The organism is Marinicella rhabdoformis (assembly GCF_009671245.1).
Classification (GTDB): Bacteria; Pseudomonadota; Gammaproteobacteria; order Xanthomonadales; family Marinicellaceae; genus Marinicella; species Marinicella rhabdoformis.
In genome coordinates, this window is record NZ_VTFS01000007.1 from 71,571 (window position 1) to 87,596 (window position 16,026).

A 16,026-nucleotide genomic window follows, 5' to 3' on the forward strand; every position below is an offset into this window, starting at 1 on the left:
GTCCTTGCGACCAGGACATCAAAAAAACACCGATCAATCGATGTACATTGAGCTCACAGATTCTCTGTTCGCTATGCGTCTGATTGTTTCTGCTAACATTTCTGCCACAGACAATTGACGAATTTTTTTACAATTTAACGCAGCTTCTTGCAGTGGAATCGTGTCAGTCACCACCAGTTCCGTTAAACCTGAATTTTCTATGTTTTCAATTGCTTTACCTGACAAAACAGGGTGTACACAATACGCAATCACATCTTTGGCCTGCCACTCTTTAAGCGCACTGGCAGCAGCACACAAAGTACCTGCTGTATCTATCATGTCATCAACCAAGATACAGGTTTTATCAGCCACTTCACCAATGATGTTCATCACCATGGCCACATTGGCCTTTGGACGACGCTTATCAATAATGGCCAAATCACAACCCAATCGCTTGGCTATCGCTCTGGCTCGAACAACACCGCCAATGTCAGGTGAAACAATCACCACATCTTTGCTGTCAAATCGTTGCCACATGTCAGCCAAAGTCAAAGGTGATGCATACACATTATCAACTGGAATGTCGAAAAAACCTTGAATTTGATCTGCATGTAAATCTACAGTCAAAACACGATCAACACCAACAGCCGCAATCATCTTAGCAGCCACCTTAGCAGTAATCGGCACCCGAGCAGACCGAGGTCTTCTGTCTTGTCTGGCATAACCAAAATAGGGAACAACAGCGGTTACTGTTCTGGCAGAAGCACGTTTCAGCGCATCAACCATAACCAACAATTCCATGAAGTTATCTGCTGTGGGGTTACAGGTCGGCTGTATCAGGAATATGTCCTGCCCTCGAACGTTATCCCGAATTTCAACGGCCACTTCACCGTCTGAAAACTTACCCACTTTTGCGCGGCCCAAAGGCACGCCCAAGTGATCGGCAATTTTCTGAGCCAATGCCGGGTTGGCATTACCAGAAAACAGTCTAATTCCACGATCGAACATTTCACTAACCCCAGATAACAGAATGCCCGTTATAAAAACGGGCATTACAAAATATGGTTGGGATGGCAGGACTCGAACCTGCGAATGCCAGGATCAAAACCTGGTGCCTTAGCCACTTGGCGACATCCCAATTCGCGAGAATAATCTCTTTTACGGTCAATAATCACCGTCGAAGGCGGCACATTATAACCAGTTTTATTTTGAATGCAAACCCAATTTGAAAAAAAACCAAATCAGATTTAAAACACCCTAATTCACAAGCTCACCCCGCTTGAGAAACGCGAATTTTATCACATGACGTGATAGATATAACAAAAAATTAAAGCAATAATGCTATCATTATTGCCACACCCCCAATTTAAACCTAATCACATGAAAAAAATTTTTAACACGCTGCTGCTCTCCAGTATTTGTTTCAGCGCACAAGCCGACATTCCCAGTGACATTGGAACAGAGTTTATAGTTTCAATTTCTTCAAACCTTGGTGTTCGACATGCCAACGATCAAACCGGCCGTAAATTTGTACTTGCACAAGGTGGAACCATTCGCATCATTGACGAACAAGACAACCTAATAGCCACCCCTTTTTTGGACATCACCAGTAAAGTAGCCTCTGGCGGAGAACGTGGGCTTTTGGGCTTAGCCTTTCATCCTGACTTTGCTAACAACGGCTACTTCTTTGTCAACTACACAAAAGCCAACACAAATTTTGGCGACACCATTATCGAACGTTACCAGGCTTCTAAAAAAGACCCTAATGTGGCTGAACCAAGCACCGCCACCCTGTTGATGCGTATAGAGCAAGATTTTTCAAACCACAATGGTGGAAACATAGAGTTTGGGCCTGATGGATATCTGTACATAGGCATGGGAGATGGCGGCAGTGGTGGCGACCCCAATGGTCGTGCACAAGATTTAAATTCAGCCTTAGGAAAAATGCTGCGCATCGATGTGGACACCAACTCCCCTCCTACCAACCCCGGGACAGATCCCAACTCAGGCGCTCAATGCCCTCAAGAAACAGGTAACTATTCAGTACCTGCGGACAACCCCTTTATTGCCAACCCTAATGCTTGTAAAGAAATCTGGGCGTACGGATTAAGAAACCCTTGGCGCTGGAGCTTCGACAAAGACAACGGCGACTTATATATAGGCGATGTGGGTCAATCTGGCAGTTCCGCCCGAGAAGAAATTAATTTTCAAGCGGCCGCAAGTGCTGGTGGTGAACATTATGGCTGGAATTGTCGAGAAGGACTTGGCCCATACAATGGCGGCAGCACTTGTCTCAATCCACTACCAACCATGCAAGACCCTATACTTTTAAAAGACCACAACAACGGGCGCTGCTCTGTTACTGGCGGTTACAACTACCGAGGACCTGTCACAAGCATCCAAAACAGATATTTTTATGCTGACTATTGTTCAGGGCAAATTTGGATTGCTGAGAATGATGGGAGCTGGGTTGAAGATGAATGGATTGGTCATGGCGCTTCAGGCAACATCAAAAGTTTTGGGGAAGATGAAGCAGGCAACATCTACATCACTTCAGGCAACAACATCTATCGCATCACAGGCGACATACCTGTTAGCGACATTATATTTGAAGATGGTTTTGAACAAAATAATCCATAAATATAAACTAACAATACCAATAAAAATGCCGCTGAGTTCAGCGGCATTTTTATGGATTCATTAATCAAAGCTTATACATTAAACCTAAAGTGCAATACATCACCTTCTTTGACAATGTATTCTTTACCCTCCAATCGCAACTTACCCGCTTCTTTACAGCCAGACTCACCATTGAATTCAATAAAATCATCAAAAGCCATGGTTTCAGCACGAATGAATCCTTTTTCAAAGTCAGTATGAATCACACCCGCAGCTTGTGGCGCAGTTGCACCTATTCTCACTGTCCATGCACGCACCTCTTTAACACCCGCAGTAAAATAAGTTTGTAAACCCAATAACTCATAACCCGCACGTATCACACGCGCCAAGCCAGGTTCTTCTTGATTCAATTCAGCCAGGAAGTCCATTTTGTCTTCTTCGTCAAGCAGTGCAATCTCAGCTTCTATGGCCGCACACACTGGAACCACCATCGCGCCTTCATTGTTCGCCATTTCAGTCAGTTGGTCTAACAAAGGATTATCCGCAAAACCAGACTCATCAACATTGGCAATGTACATCATTGGTTTCGCAGTGATAAAATTAAACTCCTTTATTACATCCAACTCATCACTGGCCATGTCCAATGAACGCAAAGCCTGCCCGTCAGACAAATGGGCCACGATACGCTCCAAAACTTTAGCCCGGTGAATCGCCTCTTTGTCTCCTGAACGAGATTTTTTTTGATTTTTTAGCAAAGATTTTTCAGCCGAATCTAAGTCTGCCAACGCCAATTCAGTGTTAATGGTTTCAACATCTGACAATGGATTGATTTTGCCATCAACGTGAATTACATCATCATCTTCAAAACAACGCGCCACATGCGCAATCGCATCCGTTTCTCTGATGTGGGATAAAAACTGGTTACCCAAACCTTCACCTTGTGAAGCACCAGCCACTAAACCGGCGATGTCAACAAACTCCATGGTGGTTGGTAATATTTTTTCAGGATTGACAATCGCTGCCAATTGGCCCAACCTTGGATCAGGCACTTCAACGATTCCCACATTTGGGTCGATGGTACAAAATGGATAATTCTCAGCTGCAATTTCTGCTTTGGTTAACGCATTAAATAAAGTTGATTTTCCTACATTGGGCAAGCCCACAATGCCACATTTAAATCCCATAACAGATACCGCTTAAAAAAATGAGCCGCGATTTTAGCAAAAGCACCACACATTGACAGTAAAAAAGATACAAAACAGCCGCCAATGGCTTTTATAATAGCCTTTTTAAATTTAAAAACGATCATGGCAGATTTAACAAACGAAGACATCATTGAAATCAAGGACCACTTTACCTTTTTTGACAAGGACGGTAACGGCACCATTGACTTCAAAGAATTCATGCAACTTCTCAAGGTGTTAGCACCATCATCTACATTAGATAATGCAGAACGCGGCTTTGAAACCATCGACACCAACCAAAACGAAGAAATCGATTTTGAAGAATTTTTAGAGTGGTGGAAAATGAATTGGACTGTTTTTTAAACAAGCCCCATTAAGTCACACTCGGGCACCGAAAATATCGGTGCCTATTCTAACCATGGTGCTTCCGCTGGCTGCAGCCGCTTCCATGTCAGCACTCATACCCATAGAAAGGACATCAAACTTGGCATCTGTTTTGTTGATTTTCTGAAACAACTGAAACGCCTCATCAAAATACCGACACTGCTGATGAAAGTCTTGACTGGGTGGCGGAATACACATCAAACCCCTGACTTCAACATGCGACAAGCACTTTGCAGCTTCATACATTATAAGTATGTCTTCTACAGAAGCACCTGACTTGCTGTCTTCATTGCCCACTTTCAATTGCAACAATAACTGTATAGGTTGACTGTCAGCAGGCCGTTGACGATCCAAACGCTGAAGAATTTTGAGTCGATCAACAGATTGAACCCAATCAAAATGTGAGGCAATGATTTTGGTCTTATTTGACTGAATCGGTCCTATAAAATGCCAAACAACATCCAAATCGCTCAGCTGAGACATCTTCTCTACGGCTTCTTGGGCATAACTTTCTCCAAAACAACGCTGACCCGCCTCAAACAAGGACCGAACACTGTCTGCTGAATGCTTTTTACTCACCGCCAGCAAAACAGGCTTTTTAGGGGTTGGCAATGCCTCAATGCGCTCGACAACCTTTTGAAATCGTTGTAATAATGTATGTTTCATTGACACATTGTAATCAAAAGGGGTTGAAAAACAAAAGTCAAAAATCACACCCAATATGACACAAAGTGAAAAAAGTTCAAATTCACTTTGCATTTACCCTCAAAACAATTAAAATGCGCGGTCTATTTTTCAGTCCGCTTAAGTGCGGGTATTTAATTTTTGGAGATCATAACCAATGCCAAGTGTAAAAGTTCGCGATAACGAACCATTTGATTTCGCTTTAAGACGTTTCAAAAGAGCGTGTGAGAAAGCAGGTGTATTAGCAGAATCACGTAAACGTCAGTATTACGAGAAACCAACTCAAGAAAGAAAACGCAAGAAAGCTGCCGCGGTTAAACGTTTACAAAGACGTGTAGCTAAGGAAGGTATTCCTCGCAGAATGTACTAAAAAAGGATTTAAGATGACTTTAAAAGCTCAAGTGATGGCTGATATGAAAACAGCCATGAAAGCCAAGGACAAAGCCAAAGTTGGCACCTTGCGTATGTTCACAGCCGCCATTAAACAAGTAGAGGTTGACGAACGCAAAGAGTTGAGTGAACAAGAAATCTTATCCATCGTTGGTAAAATGATCAAACAGCGCAAGGATGCTGCTGTTCAATACAAGGATGCAGGCCGTGAAGATCTGGAAACCATCGAATTGGCTGAAATCGCTGTTTTAGAAGACTACTTACCAGAACAGCTCAGTCAAGATGCCATCAATGACATCGTTCAAGCCATCATCAATGAGTCTGGCGCCAACGGCATGCAAGACATGGGCAAAGTCATGGGATTGGCCAAAGCACAAATAGCAGGTCAAGCCGATATGGGCGTGGTCAGTCAAACTGTAAAATCTTTGTTGTCATAATTGTCTGCTGTTGTAAAATCACCCTTTGGACTGATTGTGTGCAATGGCATCCATACCGAATGAATTCATAGACGATCTGATAAATCGCGTCGATATATACGATGTGATTTCCCCGCGTGTGTCATTAAAAAAGGCAGGCAAAGATTATTCAGGCTTGTGTCCTTTCCATAACGAAAACTCCCCTTCGTTCACCGTCAGCCAACAAAAACAATTTTTCCACTGTTTCGGCTGTGGTAAAAATGGCAGTGCGATTGGGTTTTTGATGGAATATGAAGGATTGGACTTTGTTGACGCCGTCAAAGACTTGGCTCAAATGGCCGGCATGGAAGTGCCCCTGGCCAAGAGCAACAAGCCCAAAATCAGCAGAAACCTGTATGCAATCACCGAAAAAGCTGCCAGAATTTTTCAGCACCAACTGAAAGACAATGAACCCACCATCTCTTATTTAAAAAAACGTGGTATTTCAGGGCAAACCGCCCAAACATTTCAAATAGGTTATGCCAAAGATGCTTGGGATGGAATCATGAAACGATTCGACTTTCAAGAACATGATTTACTGGCACAAGCTGGACTGACCACACACAATGATTCCGGCAAAGTCTACGACAAATTTCGGCACCGATTGATGTTTCCCATCCATGACCGCAGAGGTCGTGTGATTGCATTTGGCGGCCGCGCTATTGAGCCTGACCAAAAGCCCAAATACCTCAACTCACCAGAAACACCATTATTTCACAAAGGCAATGAACTGTATGCCTTTCATTTGGCCAGAAAACACAGTGATGATAACTTTATCCTGGTGGTTGAAGGCTATATGGATGTCGTCGCCCTGTTCGAAAATGGCGTAAAAAATGCCGTTGCCACACTCGGCACCGCCACTTCAGCCCAACACATCCAAAACCTGTTTAAAGTTTGGGACAAAATCATTTTTTGTTTCGATGGTGACCGCGCGGGAAAACAAGCAGCAGCCAAAGCCTTGGAAACCGCTCTGCCTCAATATTTGGACCACAAAACCATCAGCTTTCTGTTTCTACCGGACGGACAAGATCCAGACAGTTATATTTTTGAAAAAGGTGAACAGGCCTTCCGTGAATTGTGCGACCAAGCCAAACCATTGTCTGAATTTTTAATAGAACACATCAGTACTGGCATAGCAACAGATACCATTGACGGGCAAGCTCAATTGTTTCACAAAGCACAAGAACCCTTGAACAGACTGCCCAAAGGCGCTTTCAGGCAAATGATGACCAATAAAATAGAATCCCTCACTCAACACCAATTCAAAAAACAAGCTCAGGCCAAAACCAAAAGACAACAAGAAAGCAGCCAATCGCCTGTTAAAAAAATCATCAGTCTATTGGTCAACCTGCCAACACTGCACAAACTTATTCCTGAGGCACTTGATTTACATGCTTTTCAGTTTAAAGGTGTTGAAATAATTGACAGAATCGTTGAAATTTGTCAAAGTCAGCCCCACATAAGCACAGCGGCTTTGATTGAGCATTTCCGGAATGACTCATTCTTTCAACATTTGGCACCATTATCCAAACACTATGACCACTTGGATAATGATCAAAAAACATTAGAGTTCAAGGACTTGATGAACCACTTGCTTAAAAAAGCGCAACAAAAAGAAATTGACGCCCTGCGCGAGAAACAAATGCAGTCTGGGCTAACAATTGAAGAAAAACAACAACTGGTTAACTTATTGACCACCAAAGTGAATTAATACAATATGGCGACAGATCAACAAACATCACAAATCAAACTTTTGATTTTAAAAGGCAAAGAACAAGGATACCTGACCTACGCAGAAGTCAATGACCATTTGCCTGATGACATTGTAGAAACAGATTCGGTTGAAGACATCATTCAAATGATCAACGACATGGGCATTCAAGTATTGGATGAAGCCCCTGAAGAAGACAGCATCATTTTGAATGACTCAACTGCCAAGGAAGACGATGACACAGCCACAGAAGAAGCTGTGGCCGTACTTTCAGCCGTTGACCCCAGTATCGGTCGTACCACTGACCCTGTTCGCATGTACATGCGTGAAATGGGCTCGGTTGAGTTACTTGAGCGCAAAGATGAAATTGCCATTGCCAAGCGAATCGAGAAGTGTGACCACTTGATTATGGAAGCCAGTTACCTGTTCCCCAAGTCTATCCGCACCATTTTGGAATATTACCAAGATGTATTGGACGAAACATTGAAAAAGGAACATTTTGTCACTGACATCTATGACCCACATGCTGAAGCCATCATTCCTAAGGTTAAAAAACCAACAGATCCTGTTGACGAAGACGAAGAAGAAGAGGAAGAAGTTGACACTTCATTACAGTTTGATGAAGTCACCAAGCGCATTGAAGCCGTGCGTAAATTGTTCAACAAATTTTTGGCATCAGTAGAAAAAGACGGTATCGGTGAAAAGAAACAGAAAAATTTCATGGTACAAATCTCTGAAATCTTGGTCGAATTCAAATTTGCACCTGTCACCATGACAGACATCGTTGATGACATCAAAGAAGTGCAAGAAGTGGTGCGCAGAATTGAACGGCGCATCCTTGATATTTGTGTCCGAGAGTGCAAGATGCTTCGCCGTGAATTCATCCGTGGATTCATGAACCGCGAAACTGATGAAAACTTCATGGATGACATGATTGCCAAAGACAGTGCCAAAGCCACGGTTCTAGAAATTTATAAGGATGAAGTGATTGGACTTCAGAAGAAGTTACAACGCGTTGAAACAAGTTTTGATTTAACCATCAAAGAAATCAAAGCCATCAACAGAACCGTAACTGTCAATGAAGCCAAATCTCGACGCGCCAAGAAAGAAATGATTGAAGCCAACTTGCGTTTGGTTATTTCTATTGCCAAAAAATACACCAATCGCGGCCTGCAATTCTTAGATTTAATTCAAGAAGGTAACATTGGTTTAATGAAAGCTGTAGAAAAATTTGAATATCGACGTGGTTACAAATTTTCAACTTATGCCACATGGTGGATCAGACAGGCCATCACGCGTTCTATCGCTGATCAAGCCAGAACCATTCGTATTCCTGTGCACATGATTGAAACCATCAATAAGTTAAACCGTGTTTCTCGTCAGTTACTACAAGAATTGGGGCGTGAAGCAACACCTGAAGAAATTTCAGAAGTGATGGAAATGCCAGTGGGCAAAGTACGCAAAGTGATTAAAATCGCCAAACAACCTATTTCAATGGAAACACCTATTGGTGATGATGAAGATTCAAGTTTGGGCGATTTCATTGAAGACGGTAACATTTTGTCACCACTGGAATCAACCACGGCTAACGGCTTGACCAATACGGTTACTAACTTATTGTCAGGTTTGACACCTCGTGAAGCCAAAGTATTGCGTATGCGCTTCGGTATCGACATGAACACCGACCACACGCTAGAAGAAGTGGGCAAACAATTCGACGTGACCCGCGAACGTATCCGTCAAATTGAAGCCAAAGCTTTACGAAAGCTCAGACACCCAAGTCGTTCGGAACAGCTCCGAAGCTTTATGGATTTGGGCTGATATTGCCAAGAAATAGAAACAAAAAAACCAGCTTTTTTGCTGGTTTTTTTGTTTCTTAAAACTGCTGGCGTTTACTGTTTCAAAACCTTGACCTTGGCCTTTGCAGTGGCCAGCTGAGTGAACTTAGACTTCAACCGCTGTTCCAATGTTTTCTTAATCCCCGCACTGGCTTCAGCCAAGCTGGGCGGCTCCACTGTTTTTTTGTCCTTCAAATAGAGTACGTGCGCACCAAAATCGCTCAACACCACTTCTGGATATAATTGACCCACTGACATTTGCTCCAAAGCCAAACGCAAAGGTTCTGGCATTTGCTGTAAATTCACCCATCCAATATCACCAACATTCCTGACATTTGGCCTCGCAGCCACATAAGATGTCATCGCCTGTTCAAATGAATAGTCATTGCCATTTATCCCATCCAGAACCTTCACAGCCTCAACTTCATCCTTAAATAACAAATGTTGGACATGAAACTGCAGCCCTTTGGTGGCTTTGATCACTTTTTCATACTCAGCCGCAATGTCAGCATCAGTCACTGGATTTTTTTTCAAGTACGACTCCAGGGCATTGTGTGCTTGGTATTTCATTTGTTGGTATTGCAACAATGCCAACTGCTCTGCATTCAGGGGCAAAGCAGATTTTACAGCTTGGTTTGCCATCGCCGCTTCTCTGATTAGTTCATCAAAAACGGCCTGTTTTTCAGCTGGCCCGGCTTGCACCAGACCTCGGCTTTTCAAAGCCACGTCCATTACATTTGCAGTGACAGGAATATCTCCAACCACAGCCAACACCTCAGAGGAATCATTCACAGTGCCGCTCTTTTCAGTACATCCAGCCAAGCACAATGCCATTAAAACAACACGCTTCATTAGACCTCCTCATGTGTGACAGCTTCAACTTCTAAGGCATGAATGGCACCTGACTCAAACAATTCGTTAACTGCTTGATATACCATTCTGTGGCGCTTAATTTTCAACAGACCATTAAAGACATCTGCCACCACAGTGACCGCAAAATGACCACCCCCATCCTTAGCACCTTCATGTCCCACATGGAGGTGACTGTTATCGGTGACTTGTACTGATGTTGGGGATAAGCTTTGTAACAGCGCTTCTATACGCTCACAGGTTTCTTTATGCATGATTCACAAACTGACAAAAAAGGCATTATAGCGTAAAATGCTGGTTTTTATGCTGACCTTAGCCATGAGTGAAATTGTAATCTATCACAACCCACGCTGTTCAAAATCTCGAGCCACACTGGCAATCCTTGAAGAACAAGGCTTGAAGCCAACCATCATTAAATATTTAGAAGATGCGCCCAGCATTGATGACATCAAGCTGGTACTCAAAGCTTTGGACATGGGACCCAGACAGTTGATGCGAAAAGGTGAGGCTGAATACAAAGACAACAACTTTTCAAATGAAGCACTTACTGATGATGAGCTGATAGCCATGATGCACCAATTTCCTAAAGTGATTGAACGCCCAATAGTCTTGGCCAACGGTCAAGCCAGAATCGGTAGACCACCTGAAAGTGTTTTGGAAATCTTGTCATGAGCCAAGTGCTGATTGTTTATTATTCCAAACGCGGCAACACACAAAAAATGGCCCGCTTGATTGCGCGTGGGGTTGAATCAGTTGACGGTTGTCATGCGATTATCAGAACTGTCGAATCTGATCTTGATGGTGCACCCGAACCACAAGACCCCATCGTTTCAGAACAAGATATGAAAGATTGTGCTGCATTGATTCTAGGCAGCCCGTGTTACTTTGGCAACATGGCATCCCCTTTGAAACGGTTTATCGACTCCACTGGCAACCTTTGGTTTTCTGGTGCAATGGAAGGAAAGCCAGCAGGTGTATTTACCACAGGCTCTTCATTACACGGCGGTCAAGAAACCACCCTCATCAACATGATGATTCCACTCATGCATTACGGCATGATCATGGTTGGCTTACCCTATTCTGAAAAATCACTGCTCTACACCACATCAGGCGGCTCACCTTATGGCGCCACCCATTGGACTGAATTTGAATCCAACAGGGCCATAGACTCCAATGAAAAACAGCTGTGCATTGCACAAGGCAAAAGAACGGCTCAATTGGCCTCAAAGCTCAAAGAAAATTAAACCCCACACGGGCGGAATACAGCCAGGTTTCGCCCACCCACTGATAAAGCAACAATGCCCAAAGTGCATGTGAAAATACCATAAGTATCAAGTTTTTTTGCTTTTGCCAAACCCACATCCAAAACAACCCTGCCGCAAAAGTCAGCACCATTAAATAATGATTGGGCAAATGAATGACTGCAAAACACCAAGCCACAAAAACTGACAGGCCCATTACACCCATGGACTGGTGATTGTGTTTACGAACCCACTCAAACAAACTGACCATCAAACTCTGTTGAAAACCTGCCCATAACAAGTATCCCGGCATCATGTTTAAAAACGACCATTGAAAATCACTTTGTGACCATAAGAAGCCAGCTAAGACAACAACAAACATCCATGTTCTTAAACTGCCTTTTTGACTGAGCTGCCACATACCTCGATTTATATAAACCACAAATAACAATACTGGCAACATCACAGACATCCACTTGTAACCCAACCATGTGGCATCATCCAAAGGCACATACAACAACAAAGCAGCGACACTTAAAGTCATTATTCCTGTCAATTGTGCAGCCCACAAACCCCAAAACACCAGAACCAACAACAAAGCCACCAGCAGCAACAATAACCACGGAGATAAAGAAACCAACGTTTCAAATTTGATCTGCTGGGTGGTTGATTTCTGGTTAACTTGATGGTCAATTTGTACCATTTCATTACTGCTTGGACAAAACACCAGCCATTGCCCTTTTTGATGCCATTGCCCGCAATTAGCTGCAAGCCATTGATTCGAACCAAAAGCTTCCGTTTGATTCAAAGACAATGATTTAATATCCCATTTCAACTCTTGACGAGAAAAAAGCCGCACCACCCAAGTTGATGCCTTGGGTATGGCCACCCAATTGACCAAATCACCCGAAGATGTCTGCCAATCCAGTTCTGATAACAGCAATTGATGAGCGCCTGGCTGTAAATCAACTTTCGCGGTATAAAACAACCCAGCATCAGGATCAGACGTCTCCAAAGCCATGGTGAATTTTGCGGCAGGATCAGTCTCTATAGCGACTGATAAATCTTGATAATAAAGCGGAATTAGTGGCCAAGCAGGCATTTTTAAAGAAACTGCTGCTTGCTTACCTGAGAAGTATTGCCCATCAAATTGACTGCCGAAAACAGTGACCCGTTGGCCTGTTTGTTTAACATCCCAACTGAAATTCAGATCACCGGCTTGGGCTTTTGATAATTGACTGTCAATCCTGTTATTGATGTGAAGAGCCGCATAATCATGTGCAAACACCCAAACCAGTACAGAGGCCAGTAACAATAAAATATATCGCCTAACACTCACAGTTTTGGATACCCGAGTGTTGTCAAAGCGGAACACAATGCAATCAAAGGCAAACCCACCAAAGCACTAGGATCTGTTGATTCTACTGAATGCATTAATCGTAAACCTTGAGATTCTATTTTAAAAGAACCCGCACAGTCATAAGGTTGATCAAGGTGTAAATAGTGCTCAATCACTGCCTGCGAATTATTTTTAAAACAGACTTTAGTCAGAGTATTGCTGCTGATACAGCCACCAGAAGCCAAATGAACAACACTCAAAGCGCTGTGAAACAAGACGGTTTTGCCTGAAAAATTGGCCAATTGTTGAGATGCCCGCAGGTGGTTACCAGGTTTTCTTATGATTTGATTTTCAAATTCGCAAACCTGATCGGCACCTATCACCCATGCATCCGGAAAGTCACTTGCCACAGCTTCTGCCTTGTTTTTTGCCATGCGTAAGGCAAACGCTACGGGTGGCTCATCATCTAAACAAACCTCATCAACCGCCGAGTCTCTAACAGAAAATGACAAGCCAAACTGGGTCAACTGTTGACGCCTGTATGGAGATGTTGACGCCAGTATCAAATCCAGAACAGCAGCTTGTTCATCAGAACAAATCGTCATAATCTGTTTGTTCTTCTGTCGCTTGTTCTTCGGGCAACTCTCCCGCCTTAAAGTACTCAATCACGCTGTTGGGCGATCCTCGCTTAACCAAGGCACCGGTGGTTTTATCTACAGGCGCCTGCACAATACCAGGAGGCAAAGGTCTTTGCCACTCTGGCACATCTTTCAAAGCCACTCGCATATAGTCTATCCAAATAGGTAAAGCCACTCGACCGCCCACTTCACCACGACCTAAGGTTTCTGGAGAATCAAAACCAACCCAAACATTTGTCACCACTTGGCGTTGATAACCATTAAACCAGGTGTCCCTTTGTTCATTTGCTGTGCCCGTTTTACCTGCCAGATCACGGCGTTCTAACGCCATCGCCTTGACACCTGTGCCCCGTGTCACTACATCTTTCATAAATGATTCAATGATGAACTGGTTTTCGGCTGAAATGGCCCTGGGAGCGGCAAGCACATCATCGCTTAATTCCACTGTTTCTGGGACTGCCAGCTCAGGTAGTAAGTCATCACTGTCAATATCATCAGCGCTGTGATCAATCAAACCCACCTCTGCATCTGCCTTGATTTCAGCCATCATGGTCACATCTGCATTGTAGGCTTCAAGAGAAACTTCTGGACACGTTTCACAAACCTCAACACCACGATGCTGATAAACCAGCGCACCACTTTGATCAAACACCTGTTCTATCAGATAGGGTTCAACCGCATAACCACCATTGGCAAAAACCGCATAGGCTTTACTCATATCAATTACGGGTACATTCGGCGTTCCCAGCGAGATTGATAAATTAGCAGGTACATCATCGCCATTGAAGCCAAACTTCAAAATATGATCTCGACCATTGCGCACGCCCATTCGCTGCAACACCCTAATAGACACCAAGTTGCGTGACTTGACGATACCTTCTCGTAAACGTGTTGGGCCAAAGAATTTTTCACTGTAATTTTCAGGACGCCATGTGCGCTCCAAACTGCTGTCTTCAAAAACAATCGGTGCATCATTGATGATACTTGCTGCATTTAGGCCATGGTCTAAAGCACCCGAGTAAATGATGGGTTTGAAGCCTGAGCCAGGTTGTCTTTTGGCTTGTGTGGCTCGGTTGAACTTGCTCATGAAATAATCATAACCACCAATCAAAGCATACAGCCCACCATCATCAGGGTTCAAACTGACCAAAGCACCTTGGACTTTTGGAATTTGACTCAGCTCAAATGCACCTTCATCATTTCTTTTAACCATCACCACATCACCCACCGACATGATATCAGACATGGCTTTGGGCTTGTCACCAACACGCCTGTTATCTATAAATGGCACTGCCCACTTACTGCTTTCAAAAGTCAATTCGGCATCTTGGCCATCACCCAAGCGAACCATCGCCCACTCGTCTTCTATTTCGAGAACCAATGCCGCCTCCAAACCACCCGGCTTAGGGTAAGAGGCCAGTTTTTCAGTTATGAGCTCTAAATCGACCCCTTCCCCAAGGTCGTGATGAGCCACCGCACCACGGTAACCATGTCGGCGATCATAGGCATGCAAACCCTTCTTTACCGCCACTTCTGCGGCCAACTGTTTTTCAGAATCAATGGTGGTGTAAACAGAATAGCCGTCGGTATAAGCATCATCCCCATAACGCGCTACCATTTCTGTACGCACCATTTCAGCCACCCAAGGCGCAGTCAATTCAACCACAGGTTGGTGCACATAAGCCTCATCTTCGGCCTTGATGGCCTCATCATATTCAGCCTGAGTAATGAACTGTAAATCCAACATCCGTCCCAATACATAGTCACGACGCTGTAGGGCTCGCTCTGGGCTGGTCACTGGATTAATCCGAGACGGCGCTTTGGGTGGTGCTGCCAACATGGCCATTTCAGCCAACGTTAACTCATCTAATGTTTTGCCATAATAAACTTCAGCTGCTGCTGCCACACCATAAGAGCGGTGACCTAAAGCAATTTTATTTAAGTACAACTCTAGAATCTCATCCTTGGAGATGGTTCGCTCTAACTTGACTGCCAAGAACAGCTCTTTGATTTTTCGTGTCCAAGTTTGATCCAAAGTTAAAAACACGTTTCGCGTTAACTGTTGGGTGATGGTTGAACCACCGCCTTGCTTTTTACCTGTAGTGACAATTTGCCACACTGCACGCAGTATGCCTTTGACATCAAAACCGTAATGTGAATAAAAACCAGAGTCTTCAGCCGCCAGATAGGCCTGCTTTAATTTCAAGGGAATCTCTTCGATTTTAGCCGGGATGCGTCGCTTGGTGCCAAAAACTGATATTAATTTGCCGTCTTTAGAATAAACCCGCAAAGGCACCTGCAATTTGTATTCTTTGATTGCCTCTACAGAAGGAAGTTCAGGCTCATAATGTTTATAAAGACCGTAAACCATTGCCAAACCGAGAACCCCAAAAAACAATCCCAACTTTGTCATGAACCAAAAAAATTTAAGCAACTTCCGCATGTTATTACCAGTCTATATAGTGTTATATTATTGAACCAAGCATTATGAGACCTCTGCATAAGTCTGGGTGTTTGGAAAATTGAATTAAAAATTCAAAGTTCAAGGCAAGAAACGCAAGTAATAGCTGGCTATTGATAAGTTTTCTAACGCTGAAATTTGGATTTTCAAACCTTTTTACATGATTCACGATTTATACAGAGGTCTCATTATACAATGAATCTAAGTTAACAAGCGCCCCTCGTGTGCAATGT

At 43.6% G+C, this 16,026-nt stretch carries 16 protein-coding genes and 1 tRNA gene; 8 read left to right on the forward strand and 9 right to left on the reverse strand.

Going from position 1 to position 16,026, the window contains the following annotated elements; all coding sequences use genetic code 11:
• Nucleotides 1-33: 33 nt before the first annotated feature.
• Nucleotides 34-987: a ribose-phosphate diphosphokinase gene (locus FET73_RS13825; RefSeq protein ID WP_154224569.1), complete on the reverse strand. Its 954-nt coding sequence runs from the start codon at nucleotides 985-987 to the stop codon at nucleotides 34-36.
• Between the two features lie 54 nt (nucleotides 988-1,041).
• Nucleotides 1,042-1,117 (reverse strand) — tRNA-Gln (locus FET73_RS13830).
• 242 nt (nucleotides 1,118-1,359) lie between these two features.
• Here FET73_RS13830 and FET73_RS13835 point away from each other — a divergent pair.
• Nucleotides 1,360-2,619: a PQQ-dependent sugar dehydrogenase gene (locus FET73_RS13835; protein WP_179952304.1), complete on the forward strand. Its 1,260-nt coding sequence runs from the start codon at nucleotides 1,360-1,362 to the stop codon at nucleotides 2,617-2,619.
• Nucleotides 2,620-2,690: 71 nt separating this feature from the next.
• Here FET73_RS13835 and ychF read toward each other — a convergent pair whose 3' ends face one another.
• A complete protein-coding gene (gene ychF, locus FET73_RS13840; RefSeq protein WP_154224571.1) occupies nucleotides 2,691-3,782 on the reverse strand; it encodes a redox-regulated ATPase YchF in 1,092 nt (363 codons plus the stop codon).
• A 123-nt stretch (nucleotides 3,783-3,905) separates the two neighbouring features.
• Between ychF and FET73_RS13845 the strand changes: the two genes are divergently transcribed.
• Entirely contained in the window at nucleotides 3,906-4,145 is a 240-nt protein-coding gene (locus FET73_RS13845; RefSeq protein WP_154224572.1) for an EF-hand domain-containing protein, read from the forward strand.
• A gap of 15 nt (nucleotides 4,146-4,160) precedes the next feature.
• Here the strand turns inward: FET73_RS13845 and FET73_RS13850 are convergent, their stop codons facing one another.
• Nucleotides 4,161-4,832 (reverse strand): YggS family pyridoxal phosphate-dependent enzyme, encoded by a 672-nt coding sequence (locus tag FET73_RS13850; RefSeq protein WP_154224573.1) that lies wholly within the window; start codon nucleotides 4,830-4,832, stop codon nucleotides 4,161-4,163.
• A 175-nt stretch (nucleotides 4,833-5,007) separates the two neighbouring features.
• On the opposite strand from FET73_RS13850, the gene rpsU reads away from it, so the two are divergent.
• The 4 genes from rpsU to rpoD are packed head-to-tail and all read left to right on the forward strand — an operon-like array spanning nucleotide 5,008 to nucleotide 9,227.
• Nucleotides 5,008-5,220 (forward strand): 30S ribosomal protein S21, encoded by a 213-nt coding sequence (gene rpsU, locus FET73_RS13855; RefSeq protein WP_154224574.1) that lies wholly within the window; start codon nucleotides 5,008-5,010, stop codon nucleotides 5,218-5,220.
• 13 nt (nucleotides 5,221-5,233) lie between these two features.
• The gene (locus FET73_RS13860) at nucleotides 5,234-5,677 is read left to right on the forward strand and encodes a GatB/YqeY domain-containing protein (protein WP_154224575.1); all 444 of its coding nucleotides are present in this window, start codon (nucleotides 5,234-5,236) and stop codon (nucleotides 5,675-5,677) included.
• 43 nt (nucleotides 5,678-5,720) lie between these two features.
• Nucleotides 5,721-7,406 (forward strand): DNA primase, encoded by a 1,686-nt coding sequence (dnaG, locus tag FET73_RS13865; protein ID WP_154224576.1) that lies wholly within the window; start codon nucleotides 5,721-5,723, stop codon nucleotides 7,404-7,406.
• 6 nt (nucleotides 7,407-7,412) lie between these two features.
• Complete coding sequence (gene rpoD, locus FET73_RS13870) at nucleotides 7,413-9,227, forward strand: RNA polymerase sigma factor RpoD (RefSeq protein WP_154224577.1); 1,815 nt, start codon at nucleotides 7,413-7,415, stop codon at nucleotides 9,225-9,227.
• A gap of 71 nt (nucleotides 9,228-9,298) precedes the next feature.
• On the opposite strand, the gene FET73_RS13875 is transcribed toward rpoD, so the two are convergent.
• Nucleotides 9,299-10,096, reverse strand: a complete 798-nt coding sequence (locus tag FET73_RS13875; protein WP_154224578.1) for a peptidylprolyl isomerase — start codon at nucleotides 10,094-10,096, stop codon at nucleotides 9,299-9,301.
• Nucleotides 10,096-10,368, reverse strand: a complete 273-nt coding sequence (locus tag FET73_RS13880) for a BolA family protein (protein WP_154224579.1) — start codon at nucleotides 10,366-10,368, stop codon at nucleotides 10,096-10,098. The genes FET73_RS13875 and FET73_RS13880 overlap by 1 nt, the downstream gene beginning before the upstream one ends.
• Before the next feature lie 64 nt (nucleotides 10,369-10,432).
• Between FET73_RS13880 and arsC the strand changes: the two genes are divergently transcribed.
• Both arsC and wrbA read left to right on the forward strand, forming a co-directional pair.
• Nucleotides 10,433-10,786 carry an arsenate reductase (glutaredoxin) gene (gene arsC / locus FET73_RS13885; protein WP_154224580.1) on the forward strand — a complete coding sequence of 118 codons (354 nt, stop codon included), beginning with the start codon at nucleotides 10,433-10,435 and terminating at the stop codon, nucleotides 10,784-10,786.
• Complete coding sequence (wrbA, locus tag FET73_RS13890; protein WP_154224581.1) at nucleotides 10,783-11,358, forward strand: NAD(P)H:quinone oxidoreductase; 576 nt, start codon at nucleotides 10,783-10,785, stop codon at nucleotides 11,356-11,358. Before arsC ends, wrbA begins: the two co-directional genes overlap by 4 nt.
• Here the strand turns inward: wrbA and FET73_RS13895 are convergent.
• Genes FET73_RS13895 through FET73_RS13905 form a run of 3 tightly spaced genes read right to left on the reverse strand, consistent with a single transcriptional unit; the run spans nucleotide 11,345 to nucleotide 15,745 of the window.
• On the reverse strand, nucleotides 11,345-12,694 hold the full coding sequence (locus FET73_RS13895) for a CPBP family glutamic-type intramembrane protease (RefSeq protein ID WP_154224582.1): 1,350 nt from the start codon (nucleotides 12,692-12,694) through the stop codon (nucleotides 11,345-11,347). The genes wrbA and FET73_RS13895 overlap by 14 nt on opposite strands.
• Nucleotides 12,691-13,299, reverse strand: coding sequence for a Maf family protein (locus FET73_RS13900; RefSeq protein WP_154224583.1), 609 nt, complete (start codon nucleotides 13,297-13,299; stop codon nucleotides 12,691-12,693). Before FET73_RS13900 ends, FET73_RS13895 begins: the two co-directional genes overlap by 4 nt.
• Nucleotides 13,283-15,745 (reverse strand): penicillin-binding protein 1A, encoded by a 2,463-nt coding sequence (locus tag FET73_RS13905; protein WP_179952305.1) that lies wholly within the window; start codon nucleotides 15,743-15,745, stop codon nucleotides 13,283-13,285. Before FET73_RS13905 ends, FET73_RS13900 begins: the two co-directional genes overlap by 17 nt.
• Nucleotides 15,746-16,026 lie beyond the last annotated feature (281 nt).